This is a genomic window from Aggregatibacter actinomycetemcomitans DSM 8324 (assembly GCF_000372365.1).
Classification (GTDB): domain Bacteria; phylum Pseudomonadota; class Gammaproteobacteria; order Enterobacterales; family Pasteurellaceae; genus Aggregatibacter; species Aggregatibacter actinomycetemcomitans.
Map to the genome: position 1 here is coordinate 38,868 of NZ_AQUU01000002.1, position 16,160 is coordinate 55,027.

At 45.9% G+C, this 16,160-nt stretch carries 18 protein-coding genes; 9 read left to right on the plus strand and 9 right to left on the minus strand.

All coding sequences use genetic code 11. From position 1 onward, the window contains the following. Nucleotides 1–38: 38 nt before the first annotated feature. The 3 genes from cysQ to A3CS_RS0101330 form a co-directional block, all read right to left on the minus strand. The gene (gene cysQ / locus A3CS_RS0101320; protein WP_005545107.1) at nt 39–848 is read right to left on the minus strand and encodes a 3'(2'),5'-bisphosphate nucleotidase CysQ; all 810 of its coding nucleotides are present in this window, start codon (nt 846–848) and stop codon (nt 39–41) included. Between the two features lie 37 nt (nt 849–885). Then, complete coding sequence (locus A3CS_RS0101325) at nt 886–1,314, minus strand: hypothetical protein (RefSeq protein ID WP_005545105.1); 429 nt, start codon at nt 1,312–1,314, stop codon at nt 886–888. Between the two features lie 61 nt (nt 1,315–1,375). Then, nucleotides 1,376–3,382, minus strand: a complete 2,007-nt coding sequence (locus A3CS_RS0101330) for an OPT family oligopeptide transporter (RefSeq protein WP_012820871.1) — start codon at nt 3,380–3,382, stop codon at nt 1,376–1,378. Between the two features lie 368 nt (nt 3,383–3,750). Between A3CS_RS0101330 and A3CS_RS0101335 the strand changes: the two genes are divergently transcribed. Both A3CS_RS0101335 and A3CS_RS0101340 read left to right on the plus strand, forming a co-directional pair. Continuing rightward, entirely contained in the window at nt 3,751–4,377 is a 627-nt protein-coding gene (locus A3CS_RS0101335) for a YkgB family protein (protein ID WP_005545101.1), read from the plus strand. 70 nt (nt 4,378–4,447) lie between these two features. Next, nucleotides 4,448–5,329, plus strand: a complete 882-nt coding sequence (locus A3CS_RS0101340) for a cupin domain-containing protein (RefSeq protein WP_005545098.1) — start codon at nt 4,448–4,450, stop codon at nt 5,327–5,329. Nucleotides 5,330–5,333: 4 nt separating this feature from the next. Here A3CS_RS0101340 and nudE read toward each other — a convergent pair whose 3' ends face one another. Next, entirely contained in the window at nt 5,334–5,882 is a 549-nt protein-coding gene (nudE, locus tag A3CS_RS0101345) for an ADP compounds hydrolase NudE (protein ID WP_005545096.1), read from the minus strand. Between the two features lie 80 nt (nt 5,883–5,962). On the opposite strand from nudE, the gene yrfG reads away from it, so the two are divergent. The 7 genes from yrfG to hemB all read left to right on the plus strand — a co-directional run bounded on the left by yrfG (nt 5,963) and on the right by hemB (nt 11,127). Beyond that, nucleotides 5,963–6,622, plus strand: coding sequence for a GMP/IMP nucleotidase (gene yrfG / locus A3CS_RS0101350; RefSeq protein ID WP_005545094.1), 660 nt, complete (start codon nt 5,963–5,965; stop codon nt 6,620–6,622). A gap of 12 nt (nt 6,623–6,634) precedes the next feature. Then, nucleotides 6,635–7,051: a ribosome-associated heat shock protein Hsp15 gene (gene hslR, locus A3CS_RS0101355; RefSeq protein WP_005545092.1), complete on the plus strand. Its 417-nt coding sequence runs from the start codon at nt 6,635–6,637 to the stop codon at nt 7,049–7,051. 67 nt (nt 7,052–7,118) lie between these two features. Beyond that, nucleotides 7,119–7,991 (plus strand): Hsp33 family molecular chaperone HslO, encoded by an 873-nt coding sequence (gene hslO, locus A3CS_RS0101360; protein ID WP_005545089.1) that lies wholly within the window; start codon nt 7,119–7,121, stop codon nt 7,989–7,991. Between the two features lie 402 nt (nt 7,992–8,393). Further along, nucleotides 8,394–8,618: a Sec-independent protein translocase subunit TatA gene (gene tatA, locus A3CS_RS0101370; RefSeq protein ID WP_005545087.1), complete on the plus strand. Its 225-nt coding sequence runs from the start codon at nt 8,394–8,396 to the stop codon at nt 8,616–8,618. Between the two features lie 3 nt (nt 8,619–8,621). Beyond that, entirely contained in the window at nt 8,622–9,284 is a 663-nt protein-coding gene (gene tatB, locus A3CS_RS0101375; RefSeq protein WP_005545085.1) for a Sec-independent protein translocase protein TatB, read from the plus strand. A gap of 37 nt (nt 9,285–9,321) precedes the next feature. Next, entirely contained in the window at nt 9,322–10,086 is a 765-nt protein-coding gene (gene tatC, locus A3CS_RS0101380; protein ID WP_005545082.1) for a twin-arginine translocase subunit TatC, read from the plus strand. An 18-nt stretch (nt 10,087–10,104) separates the two neighbouring features. Further along, nucleotides 10,105–11,127 carry a porphobilinogen synthase gene (gene hemB / locus A3CS_RS0101385; RefSeq protein ID WP_005545080.1) on the plus strand — a complete coding sequence of 341 codons (1,023 nt, stop codon included), beginning with the start codon at nt 10,105–10,107 and terminating at the stop codon, nt 11,125–11,127. Nucleotides 11,128–11,338: 211 nt separating this feature from the next. Here the strand turns inward: hemB and glyS are convergent, their stop codons facing one another. The 5 genes from glyS to glyQ all read right to left on the minus strand — a co-directional run bounded on the left by glyS (nt 11,339) and on the right by glyQ (nt 15,969). Then, complete coding sequence (gene glyS, locus A3CS_RS0101390) at nt 11,339–13,420, minus strand: glycine--tRNA ligase subunit beta (protein WP_005545078.1); 2,082 nt, start codon at nt 13,418–13,420, stop codon at nt 11,339–11,341. Nucleotides 13,421–13,501: 81 nt separating this feature from the next. After that, on the minus strand, nt 13,502–14,206 hold the full coding sequence (locus A3CS_RS0101395) for a hypothetical protein (protein WP_005545076.1): 705 nt from the start codon (nt 14,204–14,206) through the stop codon (nt 13,502–13,504). Between the two features lie 204 nt (nt 14,207–14,410). Further along, a complete protein-coding gene (locus A3CS_RS0101400; RefSeq protein ID WP_005545073.1) occupies nt 14,411–14,587 on the minus strand; it encodes a nucleotidyltransferase family protein in 177 nt (58 codons plus the stop codon). A gap of 166 nt (nt 14,588–14,753) precedes the next feature. After that, a complete protein-coding gene (locus A3CS_RS0101410; protein ID WP_005587962.1) occupies nt 14,754–15,014 on the minus strand; it encodes a hypothetical protein in 261 nt (86 codons plus the stop codon). A 49-nt stretch (nt 15,015–15,063) separates the two neighbouring features. Beyond that, entirely contained in the window at nt 15,064–15,969 is a 906-nt protein-coding gene (gene glyQ / locus A3CS_RS0101415; protein ID WP_005555339.1) for a glycine--tRNA ligase subunit alpha, read from the minus strand. Nucleotides 15,970–16,160 lie beyond the last annotated feature (191 nt).

Consider the following 16,160-nt stretch of genomic DNA (forward strand, 5'->3'; position numbering starts at 1 on the left):
TAATAGGTAAAATCATTCCGGATTTCCAATTACTCTAATTAATTGGAGTGAAAGATTTTATCCCACGGAAAATCCTGCGTGATTCCCATGACAAAATTCGGATTGACGAAAGATTCCCGTTTATTATAAGTCAGCGGTTGATAATTCAAGTCAAAAATAATGCCACCCATTTCCGCCAGTAAAATCTCGGAAGCGGCAGTATCCCATTCACCGGTGCAACCCAAGCGAATGTAGCAATCGCATACGCCGTCTGCCACCAGTGTGCTTTTTAACCCGCTGGATCCGCAAATATGAAATTCGTAAGCCAAATTCTTATTTAAAATCGACCGCACTTTTTCGGCTGCGGCGGCGGAACCCACAGCAATACGCAAGGCATTGTCCGCTTGAATATCATGGAAGGCTAATTTAAGGTGCTGCCCGTCATGGTGTTTATACGCACCGAAACCCTGCATGGCGTAATAGGTGGAACCCAACATCGGCGCATGAATCACGCCCAACACCGGTTGATGATCTTTCACCAAACTGACGAGCACGGAGAATTGACCGGTGCGATTGATAAATTGTTGCGTGCCGTCCAGGGGATCGATTAACCAGTAAGAACGCCAGGTTTGCCGCTCGGTCAGCGGAATATGGCAATTTTCTTCAGAAAGAATCGGAATCTGCGGCGTAAGTGCGGTCAGTTTTTCCGTTAAAAATTGGCTGACGAATAAATCCGCTTCGGTCACCGGTGTGTTGTCTTCTTTCATTCGAACTGTCACCGAACGTTGATAAAAGCAACGTAAATGCTCACCCGCCTGTTGGGCGATCTCTATTACATCCTGCAATAAATGGGTCGTGAGGATTGGCATAGTTTTCCCTCCTATGTTCACAATCTTAGTTCGCCGTTTATCTGGTTTGCGGTAACAACAAAGGCAAGACAAGAACTGAATACAACGCCATGCCGAAACTCAGTAAAAACGCCATATCAATGCCGCCGCTACGCAGCCAAATACCAAACGTCATGTTTGGCTGAGAGAACGTCATGTAGATAAAGCTAGCTACGTTGCCATAACAAAAAGCGATAATCAGCGAGATTAACACAATCGCCATCATGTTATAGCGCGTATAGCGATAAATTTTTGTCCACAGTGCAATCAAAAAAGCGGGCACGGTTGCCACGATAAAAGTCGATAACAGACTAAAAAGGATCACGTCGGCAGTGCCGAGCAAACTGTCAGTATTGTCATCCACACAAATGCTGATGATGGTGCCGATAAGTTGAGCAAGCAGAGGAAATATAACCAATGTTTTAATATAAGGATAATTAGGCGACATAGGGTTCCCGAGTAAAAAAATAGGCTACCGGAGGTAACCCATTGTAGAGGAATTTTTCAGCTTATGCAGATTTTTTTGCACGTAATACGCGAGAGGTGAAAATCACGATGCCGAGAACAAAGACGATTAAACCCAGCACCTCGGCGATGGTGTCCCAATTTTCCAGATTCAACGCCAATGGCGCTTCAGAACCGCCGGAGGTCACGGATGCCGCAATAATGAAGGCTAATACCACGCCCATCAAGCTTTCGCCTACGATTAAACCGGCAGAGAACAAGGTGCCGAAACGTTCTGCCCGCTTGCCCGGCTCCTTATCGCCGGTACGGGCCGCATAGCGATTAATGTGACGGTTGATCAACCACGCCAACACCGCACCGCATACCACCGGCATATTAATAGAAGGCGGTAAGTAAATACCAATCCCCACAGCAAGCACCGGCAACGCGAAGGTTTTGTTACTCACTTTTTTCAGGAAACTGTCGATAATAATCAACACGGCACCTAAGCCCACACCGGTTAAGATGTAAGTCCATTCCAATTTGTTGGAGAAAATCCCTTGTGAAATGGTGGTCATCAGGGTGGCTTGCGGTGCGGATAAGGCTTGTGACGGATCCATATCCGGGCGCGGTAAGGCACCGGTAAAGCCATAAGCGTGGTATAGAATTTCCAATACCGGTGCAATCACTAACGCACCCACGAAACAACCGATAATCAATGCCACCTGTTGACGCCAAGGGGTGGCTTCCACCAACAAGCCGGTTTTCAAATCCTGCAGGTTGTCGTTGGAAATGGTTGCTGTGGTGAGCACGATGGAAGCGGTGAACAAGGTCAGTGCGGTCAAAAATTTCTGTCCATCGGTGGTTTCAAATAAACCGGATGCATTACCGATAGAAACCAACACCAAAGAAATCGCGATGACGGAAATAATCCCGATACCGGAAATCGGGCTGGAAGAGGCCCCTACAAGCCCGGCCATGTAACCGGACGCTGCCGCTATGAAAAAACCGATAAAAACTGCAAGGAATGTACAAACCACCACCAATAAGAGTGTTAATTCAGGTGAAATCGGTGCGGCAGCGATAAAGTGATGTAAAGAAATCACAATCAAGATAACAGTCGCGATCAAAATATAAATCATGGTTTTCGGCGATAGGTCAATATCAATACGATGTTCGTATTCTGCCTGATGTCCCTTCAACATACGGAAAGAATGCGCCATACCTTGTACCATCGGTTTTAGTAGAATCAATAAGGTCCAGATAGCCGCAATACCGATAGTCCCTACGCCGATAAAGCGTACTTTGGTTTTCCATGCGTCCATCGCGTAGCCCGCAATAGTGGCATCAGCCGGCATATCACCGGACATAGTAAAGAACGGTACGGCAAAACCCCAAGCGAACAACGTACCCAGTAAGATCGCAATCCCACCCACGATACCGATTAAGTAACCCGCGCCCAATAAGGCTAAAGAAAATCCCATCGGTACCTGAAAGACGGCTTTGCCACCAAATCCGGTGAACCAGCCGCTGGCGCTATCTGCCATCACGCGCAGACCATTGGTTAAAAACGCCACTATACTCGCCAGCACGCCGCCGTAAAAAATGTCTTTCACACCGCTGTCACCATCAGTGTGATTACCGGCTTTTAAAATTTCTGCCGCTGCCACACCCTCAGGATAAGGCAAATCACTGTTTACTACCATGGCACGACGTAACGGAATAGTAAATAATACCCCCAAAGTACCGCCCGCCGCACAAATCAACATGGTTTGCCAAAACGGAAAATCCTGCCAATAGCCCATCATTAACAAACCCGGCAATACGAAAATCACGGAAGAAAGTGTCCCCGCAGAAGAGGCTTGGGTTTGCACCATATTATTTTCTAAAATACTGGAATCCTTGTAGAATTTCAGTACCGCCATGGAAATCACGGCTGCCGGAATAGAGGAAGCAAAAGTTACTCCCACTTTTAAACCTAAATAAACATTAGATGCAGTGAACAGCACTGTAATCAGCGCCCCAAGCAATATCCCCCGAAAGGTCAGTTCTTTTAAATTTGTCGATTGCATAACATACCTATTCATTAATTTTTTATAAAAAACGACGATACCTTGGCAAAAAATTATAAAACAATCAAGATTCATTCAGTTTATTTTACTTAAATTGAATTTTATTTAAATTTATATCGTATTTTTTAATATATTTCTAATTACGAGTCTTTCATTGGCGTCTACTCGGTAGCAAAATAAATAGCCGCAGGACATCGTTATAATCTTAAGTTCATCTGTTTTAGTATCAATAGTAAGGAATCTTGGAGCATATCAATTTATTTATCTTAAATATCCGATATAGTTCACCAAACCTAATTCTACTTAGGTAAATAACCGCTAAAGGTTTCGTATCATCCACTTAATTATGAATTTCCGTGAGGCTAAAAATGAATGCATTCATTGAATTACTTGCTAAAATTGTTGCACCGATGCAACGCCAATTTATTAATTTTGTACGCATTGCCATTTGTATCGTAATGGTCTGGATTGGTGGCTTAAAAGTCTGTCAATATGAAGCTGACGGCATTGCGCATTTTGTATCTAATAGTCCGTTTTTAAGTTTCTTGTACAAAAACGGATCGAATTTAGTACAAAATGACAAAGGCGAGCTGGTGAAAGAATATACTCTTTATAAAAATCCGGAGGGTAAAATGGTGGTGAAAAATATTGAATGGCATAAAGCGAACGGCACTTACACCGCCTCTTATATTATCGGTGCAATGATTGTAACCATTGGTTTATTAACCTTAGCCGGCATCCGGTCGCCGACATTGGGCTTATTTGGCGGGTTGCTCACGTTCGGGATGTCCATCGTCACTTTGTCGTTCCTTATTTTCACACCGGAGACCTGGGTGCCTAATTTGGGCGGTGATTTACCAACGCCGAATTATGGTTTCCCTTATTTATCTGCGGCAGGGCGGCTGGTTATTAAAGATATCATCATGATGGCAGGAGGATTGGTTGCCGCCGCCGAATGTGCAAATCGGTGGTTAAAGGCGAAACAATCCGTCTAATTGTAAAATCTAACTGAAGCTTATCACCTTGTGATAGGCTTCTTCGTTTAATCAGGGCAAACATTGAAATATGGACTACTTAGATCAGCTTATCCGATTATCGGGCATTGAAGGAGAAATCAATATCCTCTGCCGTTTCCGGGGAGACTGGCTGATTCATCACAAGCAGGAACCCAATTTAATCGGCAAATTTCACATTGTGTCACGCGGCGAATGTCAGATTCGGCTGAAAAATCAAACCTGCCATCTAAAACCGGGCGATGTGATCTTCCTGCCTTATGGTGAGGAACATAGCCTTTATCACGGCGCGGGAACAGAAAGCCCGATTACCGAAACCACGCAGGGCGCATTTACATTGCATCGTAACAGCACAAGCGAATCCGATGATTTTGAAATGTTCTGCGGTTATTTCCGTTATCTCAATCTTGCCCAAAACCTACTTTTTAACTTGCCCCATTGGTATCTTTCCAGCAATAACATCGCCATCATGGCGCTACTGGAATTACTGCGCAAAGAAACCGAGGAAAATTTAGGCAGCAAAGTGGTGGTCAACGCGCTATGCAATATTCTCTTTACTTACCTGATCAGAGATTATCTGCAACATCATCAAGTCAACCAAGGCATTCTCGGCGCTTTGCAGGATAAACGTTTAAAAAATGCGGTAAATGCTATGGTGGAAACGCCTAAAAAAAGCTGGAGCATGGAAGCCTTAGCGGAAAGTTGTGCTATGTCGCGTGCCAACTTCATCCGCGCATTCAAACAAAAAATCGGGATTCCGCCCGGTAAATTTCTGACCATCATAAGAATGAATATTGCCGGCGTATTACTGAAAAACACCCAAAAACCCATTTCCGTCATTGCTTCGGAAGTGGGTTATCAATCGGACACGCATTTTACGAAAGTCTTTAAATCCTATTACGGCATTTCCCCGGGGAAATATCGTGCAATGTGAGACGTTATTTCCGTTGTAAATAATCCCTCACCAGATAAAGTGCGGTCAGATTTTTCGCTTCATTAAATTCCGGATCCGCTAACAAATCGTCGATTTTAGCCAATGGTATGCGTACCATTTCCAACGGTTCCGGCTCGTCGCCTTCCAGTTTGCTCGGATAAAAATCCTGCGCCAGTAAAATGCGCATCGGGTTATTCATGAACCCCACGGACATATTAATGGTGCGCAAATGCACCCAGGATTTCGCCGCCAAGCCGATTTCTTCCTGCAATTCCCGATTGGCACTTTGTTCCGGCGTTTCCCCCGCGTCCATTCTGCCTTTCACAAACCCCAGCTCATAACGTTCCGTCCCCACGGCATATTCACGCACCAACAATAAATCCTCGCCGTCAATAGCCACCACCATCACCGCCGCATACTTTCCGGGACGAAAACGTTCATAAGTGCGGTGCTCCCCGTTGGCGAATTTCAAATCTACCGACTGAATTTCAAAAATTGTTGATTTTGCTACGGTTTTTATATTTAGAATTTGTGGTTTTTGTAACGTTGTCATCGCCTTCCCTTGTTTTACAAACAGCTGAAATAGCGATACCATACCCCACTATTTTCACAAAGAAAAGGGACTGCAACGGAATGAATAAACAAAAATTTAACTGGCAGGCAATTGAAACCGTAATTCTGGATTTGGACGGCACGCTGATTGATCTTTATTTCGATCACCGCTTCTGGAAAAATATCGTTCCGCAGGCGTATGCCGATAAATTTAAGGTTTCCGTGGAACAAAGCCGCGAGCTGATTCATCGCCGTTATCAACAGCTGAAATTCAGTATGCAATGGTATTGCATTGATTTTTGGGCGGAAAATCTGGATTTGCCGTTGCGCGAACTATTACAACAACAGCGCGACTACATCAAAGTGCGGTCGGATGTTTACCCGTTTTTACAAGCCGCCCACGAACGGCGCAAAAAGCTGATTTTGCTCACCGACAGCCACCCGTTCAGTCTGCAGGAAAAGCTAAAACACTGCGATTTAGCACCGCACTTTGATCTGCTGCTGTCCAGCCATCAGTTTAATGCGCCGAAAGTGGAACAATCCCTGTGGCATCGCCTGCAACAGTTCACGCCTTTTGATCCCGGCAGAACCCTATTTATTGACGACACGGAGCCGGTATTAGACAGCGCCAAACAGTTCGGCATCGCTTATACCATCGGCGTGGAAAATCCCGACAGCACCCTGGCGGATAAATCCTTCGCGCGGCATTTCTCCATCAAAAACTACCGCACTTTACTGTAACGGAGCAGCGACATGGCAAAACATCAGCAAACAACCGATGAAAAAGACGCAGTTCGCTTAGACAAATGGCTGTGGGCAGCGCGTTTTTATAAAACCCGTACCCTCGCCAAAGAGATGATTGACGGCGGCAAAGTGCATTACAACGGTCAACGCAGCAAACCGAATAAAATCGTGGAAGTGGGCGCAACCTTAAAATTACGTCAAGGCAGCGAAGAAAGAGAAATCACGGTGCTGGCGTTATCCACCCAACGACGCGGCGCAGCGGAAGCGCAGCTGCTCTATCGTGAAACAGAACAAAGTGTTGCCAACCGCGAAAAACTCGCTATGGCTCGCAAAATGAATGCCCTTTCCATGCCCCACCCCGATCGCCGTCCCGATAAAAAAGAACGCCGCGATCTGCTTAAATTCAAACACCGCAACCAAGAATAAGCGCGCCTTGTAATCGGCGCAAACGCCCTCACATTTGGCGAACATGATTCATTTAGGAACAATAAAGATGACAAATTATACTCAAGGCAATGACCAACTTTATCGCTACCTGTTCAAAGATCGCGCCGTGCGTGGCGAATGGGTGCGTTTAAATCAAACTTTCAACGATACCTTAAACACCCATCATTATCCCCAAGCGGTACGCAACTTACTGGGCGAAATGATGGTCGCCACCGCCTTACTCACCGCCATCTTAAAATTTAACGGCGACATCACCGTGCAAATTCAGGGCGACGGTCCGTTAAAATTGGCGCTTGTAAATGGCAATAACCAACAACAAATCCGCGCCCTTGCCCGCTTACAAGGCGACATTGACAACAGCATGAGCCTGCATCAAATGATCGGCAAAGGCGTATTAGTGATTACTATTGCACGAAAAGAAGGCGAACGTTATCAAGGCATTGTACCGTTGGACAAACCGACTATCAGCGAATGTTTGGAAGATTATTTCATGCGCTCCGAACAGCTACAAACCCAGCTCATCATTCGCACCGGCGAATATGACGGCAGACCGGTCAGCGCGGGCGTGTTGTTGCAAATCGTGCCGGACGGTTCCGGTTCACCGGAAGATTTCGAACATTTGGCAACGCTAACGGCAACCATTAAAGAAGAAGAAATTTTCGGTTTAACGGCGGAAGAATTGTTATACCGTTTATATCACGAAGAAAGCGTGGAACTCTTCCCGCCACAAGCGGTAAGTTTTCACTGCGGTTGCTCGCAAGAACGCTCCGGCGCCGCGCTGTTATTGATTTCCGAAGGAGAAATCGAACAAATTCTGGCAGAACACCAAGGCACCATCGATATGCAATGCGAATGCTGCGGCACTCATTATTTGTTCAATAAAGAGGCGATTGAGAAGTTGAAGCAATCGGCTTCTTAAGGTTAACGCCGAATTCTAATCCGGTTAAGCAAAGTACGGTCAATTTTTATGCAATATCGTTGCTGTAGACAAACAAAAACTGCCTTACTGGCGTGAGCATTTTGCCGAGCTGCCGGAAAACGTCATGGATGTGTTACAACAGCGTGTCATCGGTGCCGTAGCATCTTTTTCTATCTTGCGGCAGCCGGACTGGGTAAGTGCGGTGCTTTTTTCACTTGCTTTTGTGATTTAGCTGCTCGGTTTATTGTTACGTTAGCCCTTGCCCACTATGGCGTAAGGGTGATATGAACTAAATCAAGAAATGTAAAAATAATCAACCCTGGCTATTGTTCAAACCGTGCAAAACGGGTATAGTCAGGCACGTTTTTACTTATCAATTTTAGACAGAATAACGAGGTTTTTATGGGCGGCATTAGCATTTGGCAATTAGCGATTTTGGTCTTAATTATCGTGTTGCTGTTCGGTACGAAAAAATTGCGCACCTTGGGCACGGACTTAGGTGAGTCTGTGAAAGGCTTCAAAAAAGCCATGAACGAAGAAAATAAACCGGAAGATGCGACGTTTAGTAAAGTAGAACAAAACGCACAACCGGAACAAGAAAAAAATAAAGAGAAAGAACAGGCTTAATCCATGTTTGATATTGGCTTTTCCGAAATCGTATTGGTGTGCATTGTGGGCTTAGTGGTGCTAGGCCCACAACGTTTACCGGTGGCGATTCGCACCGTGATGAGCTGGGTGCGTACCATTCGTGGCTTGGCGGCGAACGTGCAAAACGAGCTGAAACAGGAACTCAAATTGCAGGAATTGCAAGAAAGTATCAAAAAAGCGGAAAGCCTGAACCTGAAAGCCTTGTCACCGGAATTGGGTAACACCGTTGAAGAACTGAAAGCCTCCGCCGATAAATTGCGTGCCGAGTTGGAGCAAAAAGACAACGACACCAACACCACTTTTCAGGATCAGGTGGTTCAACTGAAACAGGCGCAGGCAACGAAAAGTGCGGTGGAAAACGGCGGTGAAAATGACAACCTTCATCCTGGCACAGACCAATACAACCCAATGGCTAATTACGATATTCTTGATGTGGAAGATTATGCCGAGCCACAAACGGAAGCCCTCGCTGCCACAAAAACAACGGAAAAAACGACCGCACTTTCCCCGGCGGAGCTGGCGGAACAGGAAGAAATCGAACTGGACGAAAAACTCGCCCATTACATCAATCAATACGATCCGGACAATCCGCTGCCGGCTAATACGGCATCGGCACATTTGGCCAAAGTCTCAGAGAAAAGTTAACCGTGCTTTGCGGGATAGCCTCACATCAGGATAACTTATGACCAGCGTTGACGATACTCAACCCCTCATCACTCACTTGGTAGAACTACGCACTCGCTTATTACGCAGCATTATTTTCGTCGCCGTGGTGTTTGTTGCACTAGTTTACTTTTCTAACGAAATTTATAATTTTGTGGCGGCACCGCTGACAGCGAACCTGCCGAACGGTTCCAGCATGATTGCCACCAACATCGCCACGCCGTTTTTTACCCCGATTAAACTCACCGGTGTGGTTGCCGTTTTTATTTCCGTGCCTTATTTGCTTTATCAAATCTGGGCGTTTGTAGCGCCGGCATTATATCAACATGAAAAACGCCTGATTTATCCGCTGCTCTTTTCCAGCACCGTGCTTTTTTATTTAGGCGTGGCATTTGCTTATTATGTGGTGTTCCCGCTGGTGTTCAGTTTCCTAACCAAGACCGCGCCGGAAGGCGTCGCTATTGCCACGGACATCAGCAGTTATCTGGATTTCGTGCTCACCCTGTTCCTCGCTTTCGGCGTTTGTTTTGAAGTGCCGGTGGCGATTATTTTACTGTGCTGGACGGGTGTGACTACACCGGAAGATTTAAGATCCAAACGTCCGTATATTATCGTAGCCGCTTTCTTTATCGGTATGCTTCTGACTCCGCCGGACGTATTTTCACAAACCTTACTCGCTGCCCCGATGTGCTTGTTATTTGAAGTGGGTGTGCTATGCGCCCGTTTCTACCGTCCACGCGAAGATGACGAGACGCAAAATGAAAGCGACAGCGCAAAGCAATAATCAGATTCAGGAGAGAATATGACGCAACAAATTTTCACCGGTTTTCCCACCCGCCGTTTACGCCGCATGCGTAAACAGGACTTTAGTCGCCGCTTGATGGCGGAACACAAACTGACCGTTGACGATCTGATTTATCCCGTGTTTATTATTGAAGGCGAAAATCACCGCGAAGCCGTGCCTTCCATGCCGAATGTAGAACGTTTAACCCTTGATCAGTTGTTAATTGAAGCGGGATTATTGGTGAAATACGGTGTGCCGGTCATCGCCCTGTTCCCTGTGGTGGAGCAAACCAAAAAATCCCTCATGGCGGAAGAAGCCTATAATCCGAACGGCTTGGTGCAACGCGCGGTAAGAGCCTTAAAAGCCGCTTATCCCGAACTGGGCGTATTAACCGATGTGGCACTTGACCCTTACACCGTGCACGGGCAAGACGGCATTATCGACGAGGACAGCTATGTACTGAACGACATCACCACCGAAGTGTTAATCAAACAAGCCCTTTCCCACGCGGAAGCCGGCGCCGATGTGGTAGCGCCAAGCGACATGATGGACGGTCGAATCGGCAGAATCCGCCACGCGCTGGAAGAAAACGGCTTTATCAATACCCTCATCATGGCATACTCCGCCAAATATGCCTCCAACTATTACGGCCCGTTCCGCGACGCGGTGGGTTCTTCCGGTAATTTAAAAGGTGGCGATAAAAAAACCTATCAACTTGATCCCGCCAATAGCGACGAAGGCTTGCAGGAAGTGGCGTTAGACTTGGAAGAAGGCGCCGATATGGTGATGGTCAAACCGGGCATGCCGTATTTGGATTTGGTCTATCGCGTGAAACAACAATTCGGCGTGCCGACCTTCGCCTACCAAGTCTCCGGCGAATACGCCATGCACATGGCAGCCATTCAAAACGGTTGGCTGAAAGAAAAAGAGTGCATCATGGAATCGCTACTTTGCTTCAAACGCGCCGGCGCCGACGGCATTCTGACTTACTTCGCCAAACAAGTGGCGGAATGGTTGTACTTGGAAGGGAAAAATAAATAGTTCCGATAACATAAAAACGAAAAGCCGAATATGTTATTCGGCTTTTTATTTATGTGAAAAGTGCGGTCAGAATTGACGGCGTTTTTTAGTCCCTCAACCTGAAATCACGATCGGTGAACTTGTCGAACCATAAGTGATTTTAACTAAGAACGACGCAAGATTCATGCTTCGACAAGCTCAGCAACCGTCTTGCATTGTCACATTTTTGGCTTTATTGCAACAACGAAATATCCGCCACCTGTAAGAATAAACCTTGTAGCGTATTCAAAATCGCCAAGCGGTTTTGGCGGAGTGTTGGATCTTCTGCGTTCACCATCACGTTGTCGAAGAAGTTATCCACCGGAGTACGTAAGTTCGCGAGTTTATCCAACACGGCGGTGTATTCGCCTTTCGCGATAAGTGGTTGCACTTCCGTTTGTAACACAAGCACGGCTTCGGCGAGGTTTTTTTCTGCCGACTCAACGCAGGCGATCAAATTAATCTCACCGATTGCAACATCTGCTTTGGCAAGAATGTTCGCCACGCGTTTGTTTGCTGCGGCTAAGGCTTCTGCAGAATCTAAGGTGCGGAAATGCGATACGGCACGCACGCGGGCGTCAAAATCCGCAGGGCGGGTTGGGCGACGGGCAAGCACGGCTTGGATGACGTCCACCGCAATGCCTTCGTCTTGATACCACGCACGGAAACGACCGAGCATAAAGTCCACCACGTCGGCAACCACATTTTTGTTGGTGAGTTTATCGCCGAAAAGTGCGGCTGATTTTTGCACTAAATCTTCCAAATCAAGCGGTAGGTTTTTCTCAACAATAATGCGTAACGCGCCCAATGCGGCACGGCGTAAAGCGAATGGGTCGGCACTGCCTTTCGGCGCTTGTCCGATCCCAAAAATTCCTGTGAGGGTGTCGAATTTATCGGCTAATGCCACCGCACTTGCCACCAACGATTTCGGCAATTCATCCCCTGCGAAACGCGGCATATATTGTTCATTCAACGCCACTGCCACTTCTTCATCTTCGCCGTCGTGACGGGCATAGTGCATACCCATTACGCCTTGGGTGTCGGTGAATTCAAACACCATATTGGTCATCAAATCGCATTTTGACAGCAAGCCCGCACGTTTTGCTTTCGCTTCGTCGGCACCGATTTGTTTGGCGATTGCACCCGCAAGTTGTTCGATGCGGTCGGTTTTATCACGCAATGTGCCAAGTTGTTGTTGGAACAACACAGTTTCCAAGCGCGGTAAGCGATCCACTAATTTTTGTTTTAAGTCGGTTTTGAAGAAGAATTCCGCGTCGGTTAAACGAGGGCGAACCACTTTTTCGTTGCCTTCGATAATCGCACTTGGATCATCAGGGTTGATGTTCGATACGAAGATAAAGTGCGGTAATAATTTGCCGTCTTTGTCGCCTTCTGTTTTTTTGTATAGCGGGAAGTATTTTTGGTCGCCTTTCATGGTGTAAACCAAGGCTTCCGCAGGCACGGCAAGGAAACGTTCTTCAAATTTCGCCGCCAACACATTCGGGTATTCCACCAATGAAGTCACTTCTTCCAACAGGCTTTCTTCAATGTCTGCCACACCGCCAAGTGCGGTCGCTTTTGCTTGAGATTTTGCCAAAATTTCCGCTTTACGCTCGTTGAAATCAGCTACCACAGATCCTTTTTCACGCAACAGTTGTGGGTATTGATCCGCGTGTTGAATTTCAAATTCACGCTCGCCTAAGAAACGGTGACCACGAATCGTGCGACCGCTTGCCACGCCTAAAATTTCGCCTTCGATTAATTCATCGCCAAGCAACATCGTCACCGTGTGAACAGGACGAATGAATTGCACGGTTTTGTCCGCCCAACGCATTGGTTTCGGAATTGGCAATTTCGCCAAAGCGTTCGCCACGATATCCGCCAGCAAGTTTTTGGTCGGCTGACCCTCGATTTTCGCACGGTGAACCAGCCATTCGCCTTTGTCGGTGGCAAGGCGTTCCGCTTGATCCACGGTAATCCCGCAACCACGCGCCCAGCCTTCTGCCGCTTTGGTCGGATTGCCTTCCGCATCAAACGCCGCTGACACCGCAGGCCCACGCTTTTCAATTTCTTTGCCCGGCTGCTGTGTGGCAAGCGCTAACACCTTCACCGCCAAACGACGCGGTGCCGCAAACCATTCGATTTTGTCGAACGCCAGCCCCGCTTGGTTCAATTCCGCCTGTACGTTATCCGCAAAGGCCGTGGCTAATGTTTTCAGAGCTTTTGGCGGCAGCTCTTCCGTACCGATTTCTACTAGGAAGTTTTGGGTTGTCATTTTGTTTTCTCTTGTAAGGTGTGCATGATTCCACCATTTTAATTTTAAATTTTGTAATGCGTTTACACGCACAACTACGAACTATGGTACTTCAGAAAAACCAATCTCTTTAAGCAACATTTTTCCTAAATGAGTTATATATCTAGAACCTTTAGGTTTTCCTGATGATTTATCATAAATAGGCATATTCGTATTTCTATCTATATTAAATTTAGTTTTTATTAAACCTAATCTTTCTAAATGCTCTTTATAGCTCTCTTGAATAGCAGATTTATTAGCCTCTTCTTCTGAAGCTCCAATATAATTTCTAGCTAGAGTTAAGGTACTCTTATGTTTATCTCTAAATTCCTCATCACCACCCAGTGTTGGGTGTAAATAAAATCTTAACCAAATAATCTCTTCATCATTTAAGTCTGATAGTAAATTGAGTAAATGGATAGATTGAGATATTTGTACTTGTTCTTTATTTAATCCATTCGCCACTATAGAGGCAATATGCTCAAGACGCTTTTCACTAGCAGCTCGAAAAGCGTAGAATAAACCATCTTCAAACAATGCTATATATTTAGATAATTTTTCAGCTTCTGAACCTATCAAACATTCTAAATTAGATATTCTTTTTTCTAGTTCTCTAATATATTTAGTTATTCTGTCTTGACGTTGATTTGATACTAACTTGTTAATAATTCCACTTACAATAGAACCACCAGGAAATTCTCCTAAAATAGAATTTGTAAGTGAAATTAGTTTATCTGTATTATTTTCGTCTAAATCATCATTCTGCATATATTTTTTCTCAACGAAGTTTTTGAGCGTTTTCTTTTAAGTATTTTTCGTAGGGTTACATAAAAATTGTTTCTCACTTTGTTCCTTCGTTCATATCGATTGTGCCGTTTGCAAAATATGATCTCTAAATTTTTCAGGTAAACTGCGTGGTGTTAACAAATCCACTTTGACGCCAAGCAAGGTTTCTAATTCTTCTTTTAAACCTCAATAATCAAATAAGGTGGTTTTCACGGAGGGTTCAACCAGTAAATCTAAATCACTTTGCTCCGTGTCTTGCTGCGTTAATACCGAACCGAATACTCTCGAATTTGAAAAATGAAACCGAACAGAAAGCGCTTTCACTTTCTCTCGGTTAAGTCGCAGTTTTTGTGATGGTTTCATTTTTCTCTTCTTATTTTAAAAATCATTCTCTCTTCTTTTTCACCGCTACAGCCATGCGCTGTTTCGTATTGTGAACAAGCTCGATGATTTCTGTTGTAAAGGTATTTTCTGTGGTCATCAGCGACATAACTTTCCTTTAAAGTGCGGTCAGTTTTCCAGGTATTTTTTAAGCGAAAATTTCGCGCAGTTCGCTTTCTGTCAGAATGACCCGCCCGTCTTCCAATAACAGCGCGGGAAAGCCCGCATTGCCTTTCGCTTTGACGGTATCAAACGCGGCGTTGTTATCACGCAAACGCAGCCACTGTTTTAAATTCGGGATGGAAGACATCACTTCCACTTCGTCATATTCTACGCTCAAGCGTTTCAGTTCTGCCACAAAAGGCGCGGTGTCAGGGCATTTTTCGGCATAATAAAGAATCGGTTTCATCATGAACTCCATTAAAAAGTGCGGTAGATTTTCACCGCACTTTTGCCAACTACTTCTTACACCCCGGGAACCCCAAGGCTTCGCGGCTGGCGTAATAGGCTTCCGCCACGCCTTTGGTGAGCGCACGAATGCGTAAAATGTAACGTTGACGTTCGGTTACGGAAATGGCTTTGCGTGCGTCCAATAAGTTAAAGCTGTGCGCCGCTTTCAAAATGCGCTCATACGCCGGCAACGGCAGCGGTTTTTCCAATGCTAACAGGCTTTGCGCTTCTTTTTCGTATTGATCGAAACAGTAGAACAAGAAATCGGTGTCGGCATATTCAAAGTTGTAGGTGGATTGTTCCACTTCGTTTTGATGGAACACGTCGCCGTAAGTGGTTTTGCCGAGCGGACCGTCTGACCACACCAAATCATACACGCTGTCTACGCCCTGAATGTACATCGCCAAACGTTCCAAGCCGTAAGTGATTTCGCCGGTCACCGGTTTACATTCCAAGCCGCCCACCTGTTGGAAATAGGTGAATTGGGTCACTTCCATACCGTTCAGCCACACTTCCCAGCCCAAGCCCCACGCACCCAGCGTCGGGTTTTCCCAGTTGTCTTCCACAAAACGAATGTCGTTCTGGGTCGGGTCGAAACCGAGCATTTTTAAGGAATCCAAATACAGTTCCTGAATGTTGTCCGGTGAAGGTTTGATCACCACCTGGAATTGATAATAATGTTGCAAACGGTTCGGATTTTCGCCATAACGACCGTCTGTCGGACGGCGTGAAGGCTGCACATAGGCAAACGCCATCGGTTCCGGCCCTAACGCGCGAAGTGCCGTCATCGGGTGCGAAGTGCCCGCGCCCACTTCCATATCAAACGGCTGCACCACCGTACAACCTTGGTTCGCCCAGTATTCCTGTAAGGCAAGAATCATGCCTTGAAAAGTTTTTACATTAAATGTTGTCATAATCAGTTCTACGAATTGAAGGGTGGAAAATGCGTGCCATTATACTGAAAACACAAGGCGAGATAAAGGAAAGGCGGAAAAAAGTGCGGTGGGGAAAACACTTGGATTTCCAACCGCACTTTATGTGAGCGCCAGCCGAATCACCTATACAGAACAGGCGATTTTGCATTCGTCGCAGCCGTTACATACGG

Coding starts and splice junctions, on each gene's coding strand:
- hslO (WP_005545089.1), top strand. CDS start 7,119: ATGACAAATTATACTCAAGGCAATGACCAACTTTATCGCTACCTGTTC.
- glyS (WP_005545078.1), bottom strand. CDS start 13,420: ATGACAACCCAAAACTTCCTAGTAGAAATCGGTACGGAAGAGCTGCCG.
- A3CS_RS0101335 (WP_005545101.1), top strand. CDS start 3,751: ATGAATGCATTCATTGAATTACTTGCTAAAATTGTTGCACCGATGCAA.
- A3CS_RS0101330 (WP_012820871.1), bottom strand. CDS start 3,382: ATGCAATCGACAAATTTAAAAGAACTGACCTTTCGGGGGATATTGCTT.
- hemB (WP_005545080.1), top strand. CDS start 10,105: ATGACGCAACAAATTTTCACCGGTTTTCCCACCCGCCGTTTACGCCGC.
- A3CS_RS0101400 (WP_005545073.1), bottom strand. CDS start 14,587: ATGAAACCATCACAAAAACTGCGACTTAACCGAGAGAAAGTGAAAGCG.
- tatB (WP_005545085.1), top strand. CDS start 8,622: ATGTTTGATATTGGCTTTTCCGAAATCGTATTGGTGTGCATTGTGGGC.
- tatC (WP_005545082.1), top strand. CDS start 9,322: ATGACCAGCGTTGACGATACTCAACCCCTCATCACTCACTTGGTAGAA.
- tatA (WP_005545087.1), top strand. CDS start 8,394: ATGGGCGGCATTAGCATTTGGCAATTAGCGATTTTGGTCTTAATTATC.
- glyQ (WP_005555339.1), bottom strand. CDS start 15,969: ATGACAACATTTAATGTAAAAACTTTTCAAGGCATGATTCTTGCCTTA.
- A3CS_RS0101340 (WP_005545098.1), top strand. CDS start 4,448: ATGGACTACTTAGATCAGCTTATCCGATTATCGGGCATTGAAGGAGAA.
- A3CS_RS0101410 (WP_005587962.1), bottom strand. CDS start 15,014: ATGAAACCGATTCTTTATTATGCCGAAAAATGCCCTGACACCGCGCCT.
- cysQ (WP_005545107.1), bottom strand. CDS start 848: ATGCCAATCCTCACGACCCATTTATTGCAGGATGTAATAGAGATCGCC.
- yrfG (WP_005545094.1), top strand. CDS start 5,963: ATGAATAAACAAAAATTTAACTGGCAGGCAATTGAAACCGTAATTCTG.
- hslR (WP_005545092.1), top strand. CDS start 6,635: ATGGCAAAACATCAGCAAACAACCGATGAAAAAGACGCAGTTCGCTTA.
- A3CS_RS0101325 (WP_005545105.1), bottom strand. CDS start 1,314: ATGTCGCCTAATTATCCTTATATTAAAACATTGGTTATATTTCCTCTG.
- A3CS_RS0101395 (WP_005545076.1), bottom strand. CDS start 14,206: ATGCAGAATGATGATTTAGACGAAAATAATACAGATAAACTAATTTCA.
- nudE (WP_005545096.1), bottom strand. CDS start 5,882: ATGACAACGTTACAAAAACCACAAATTCTAAATATAAAAACCGTAGCA.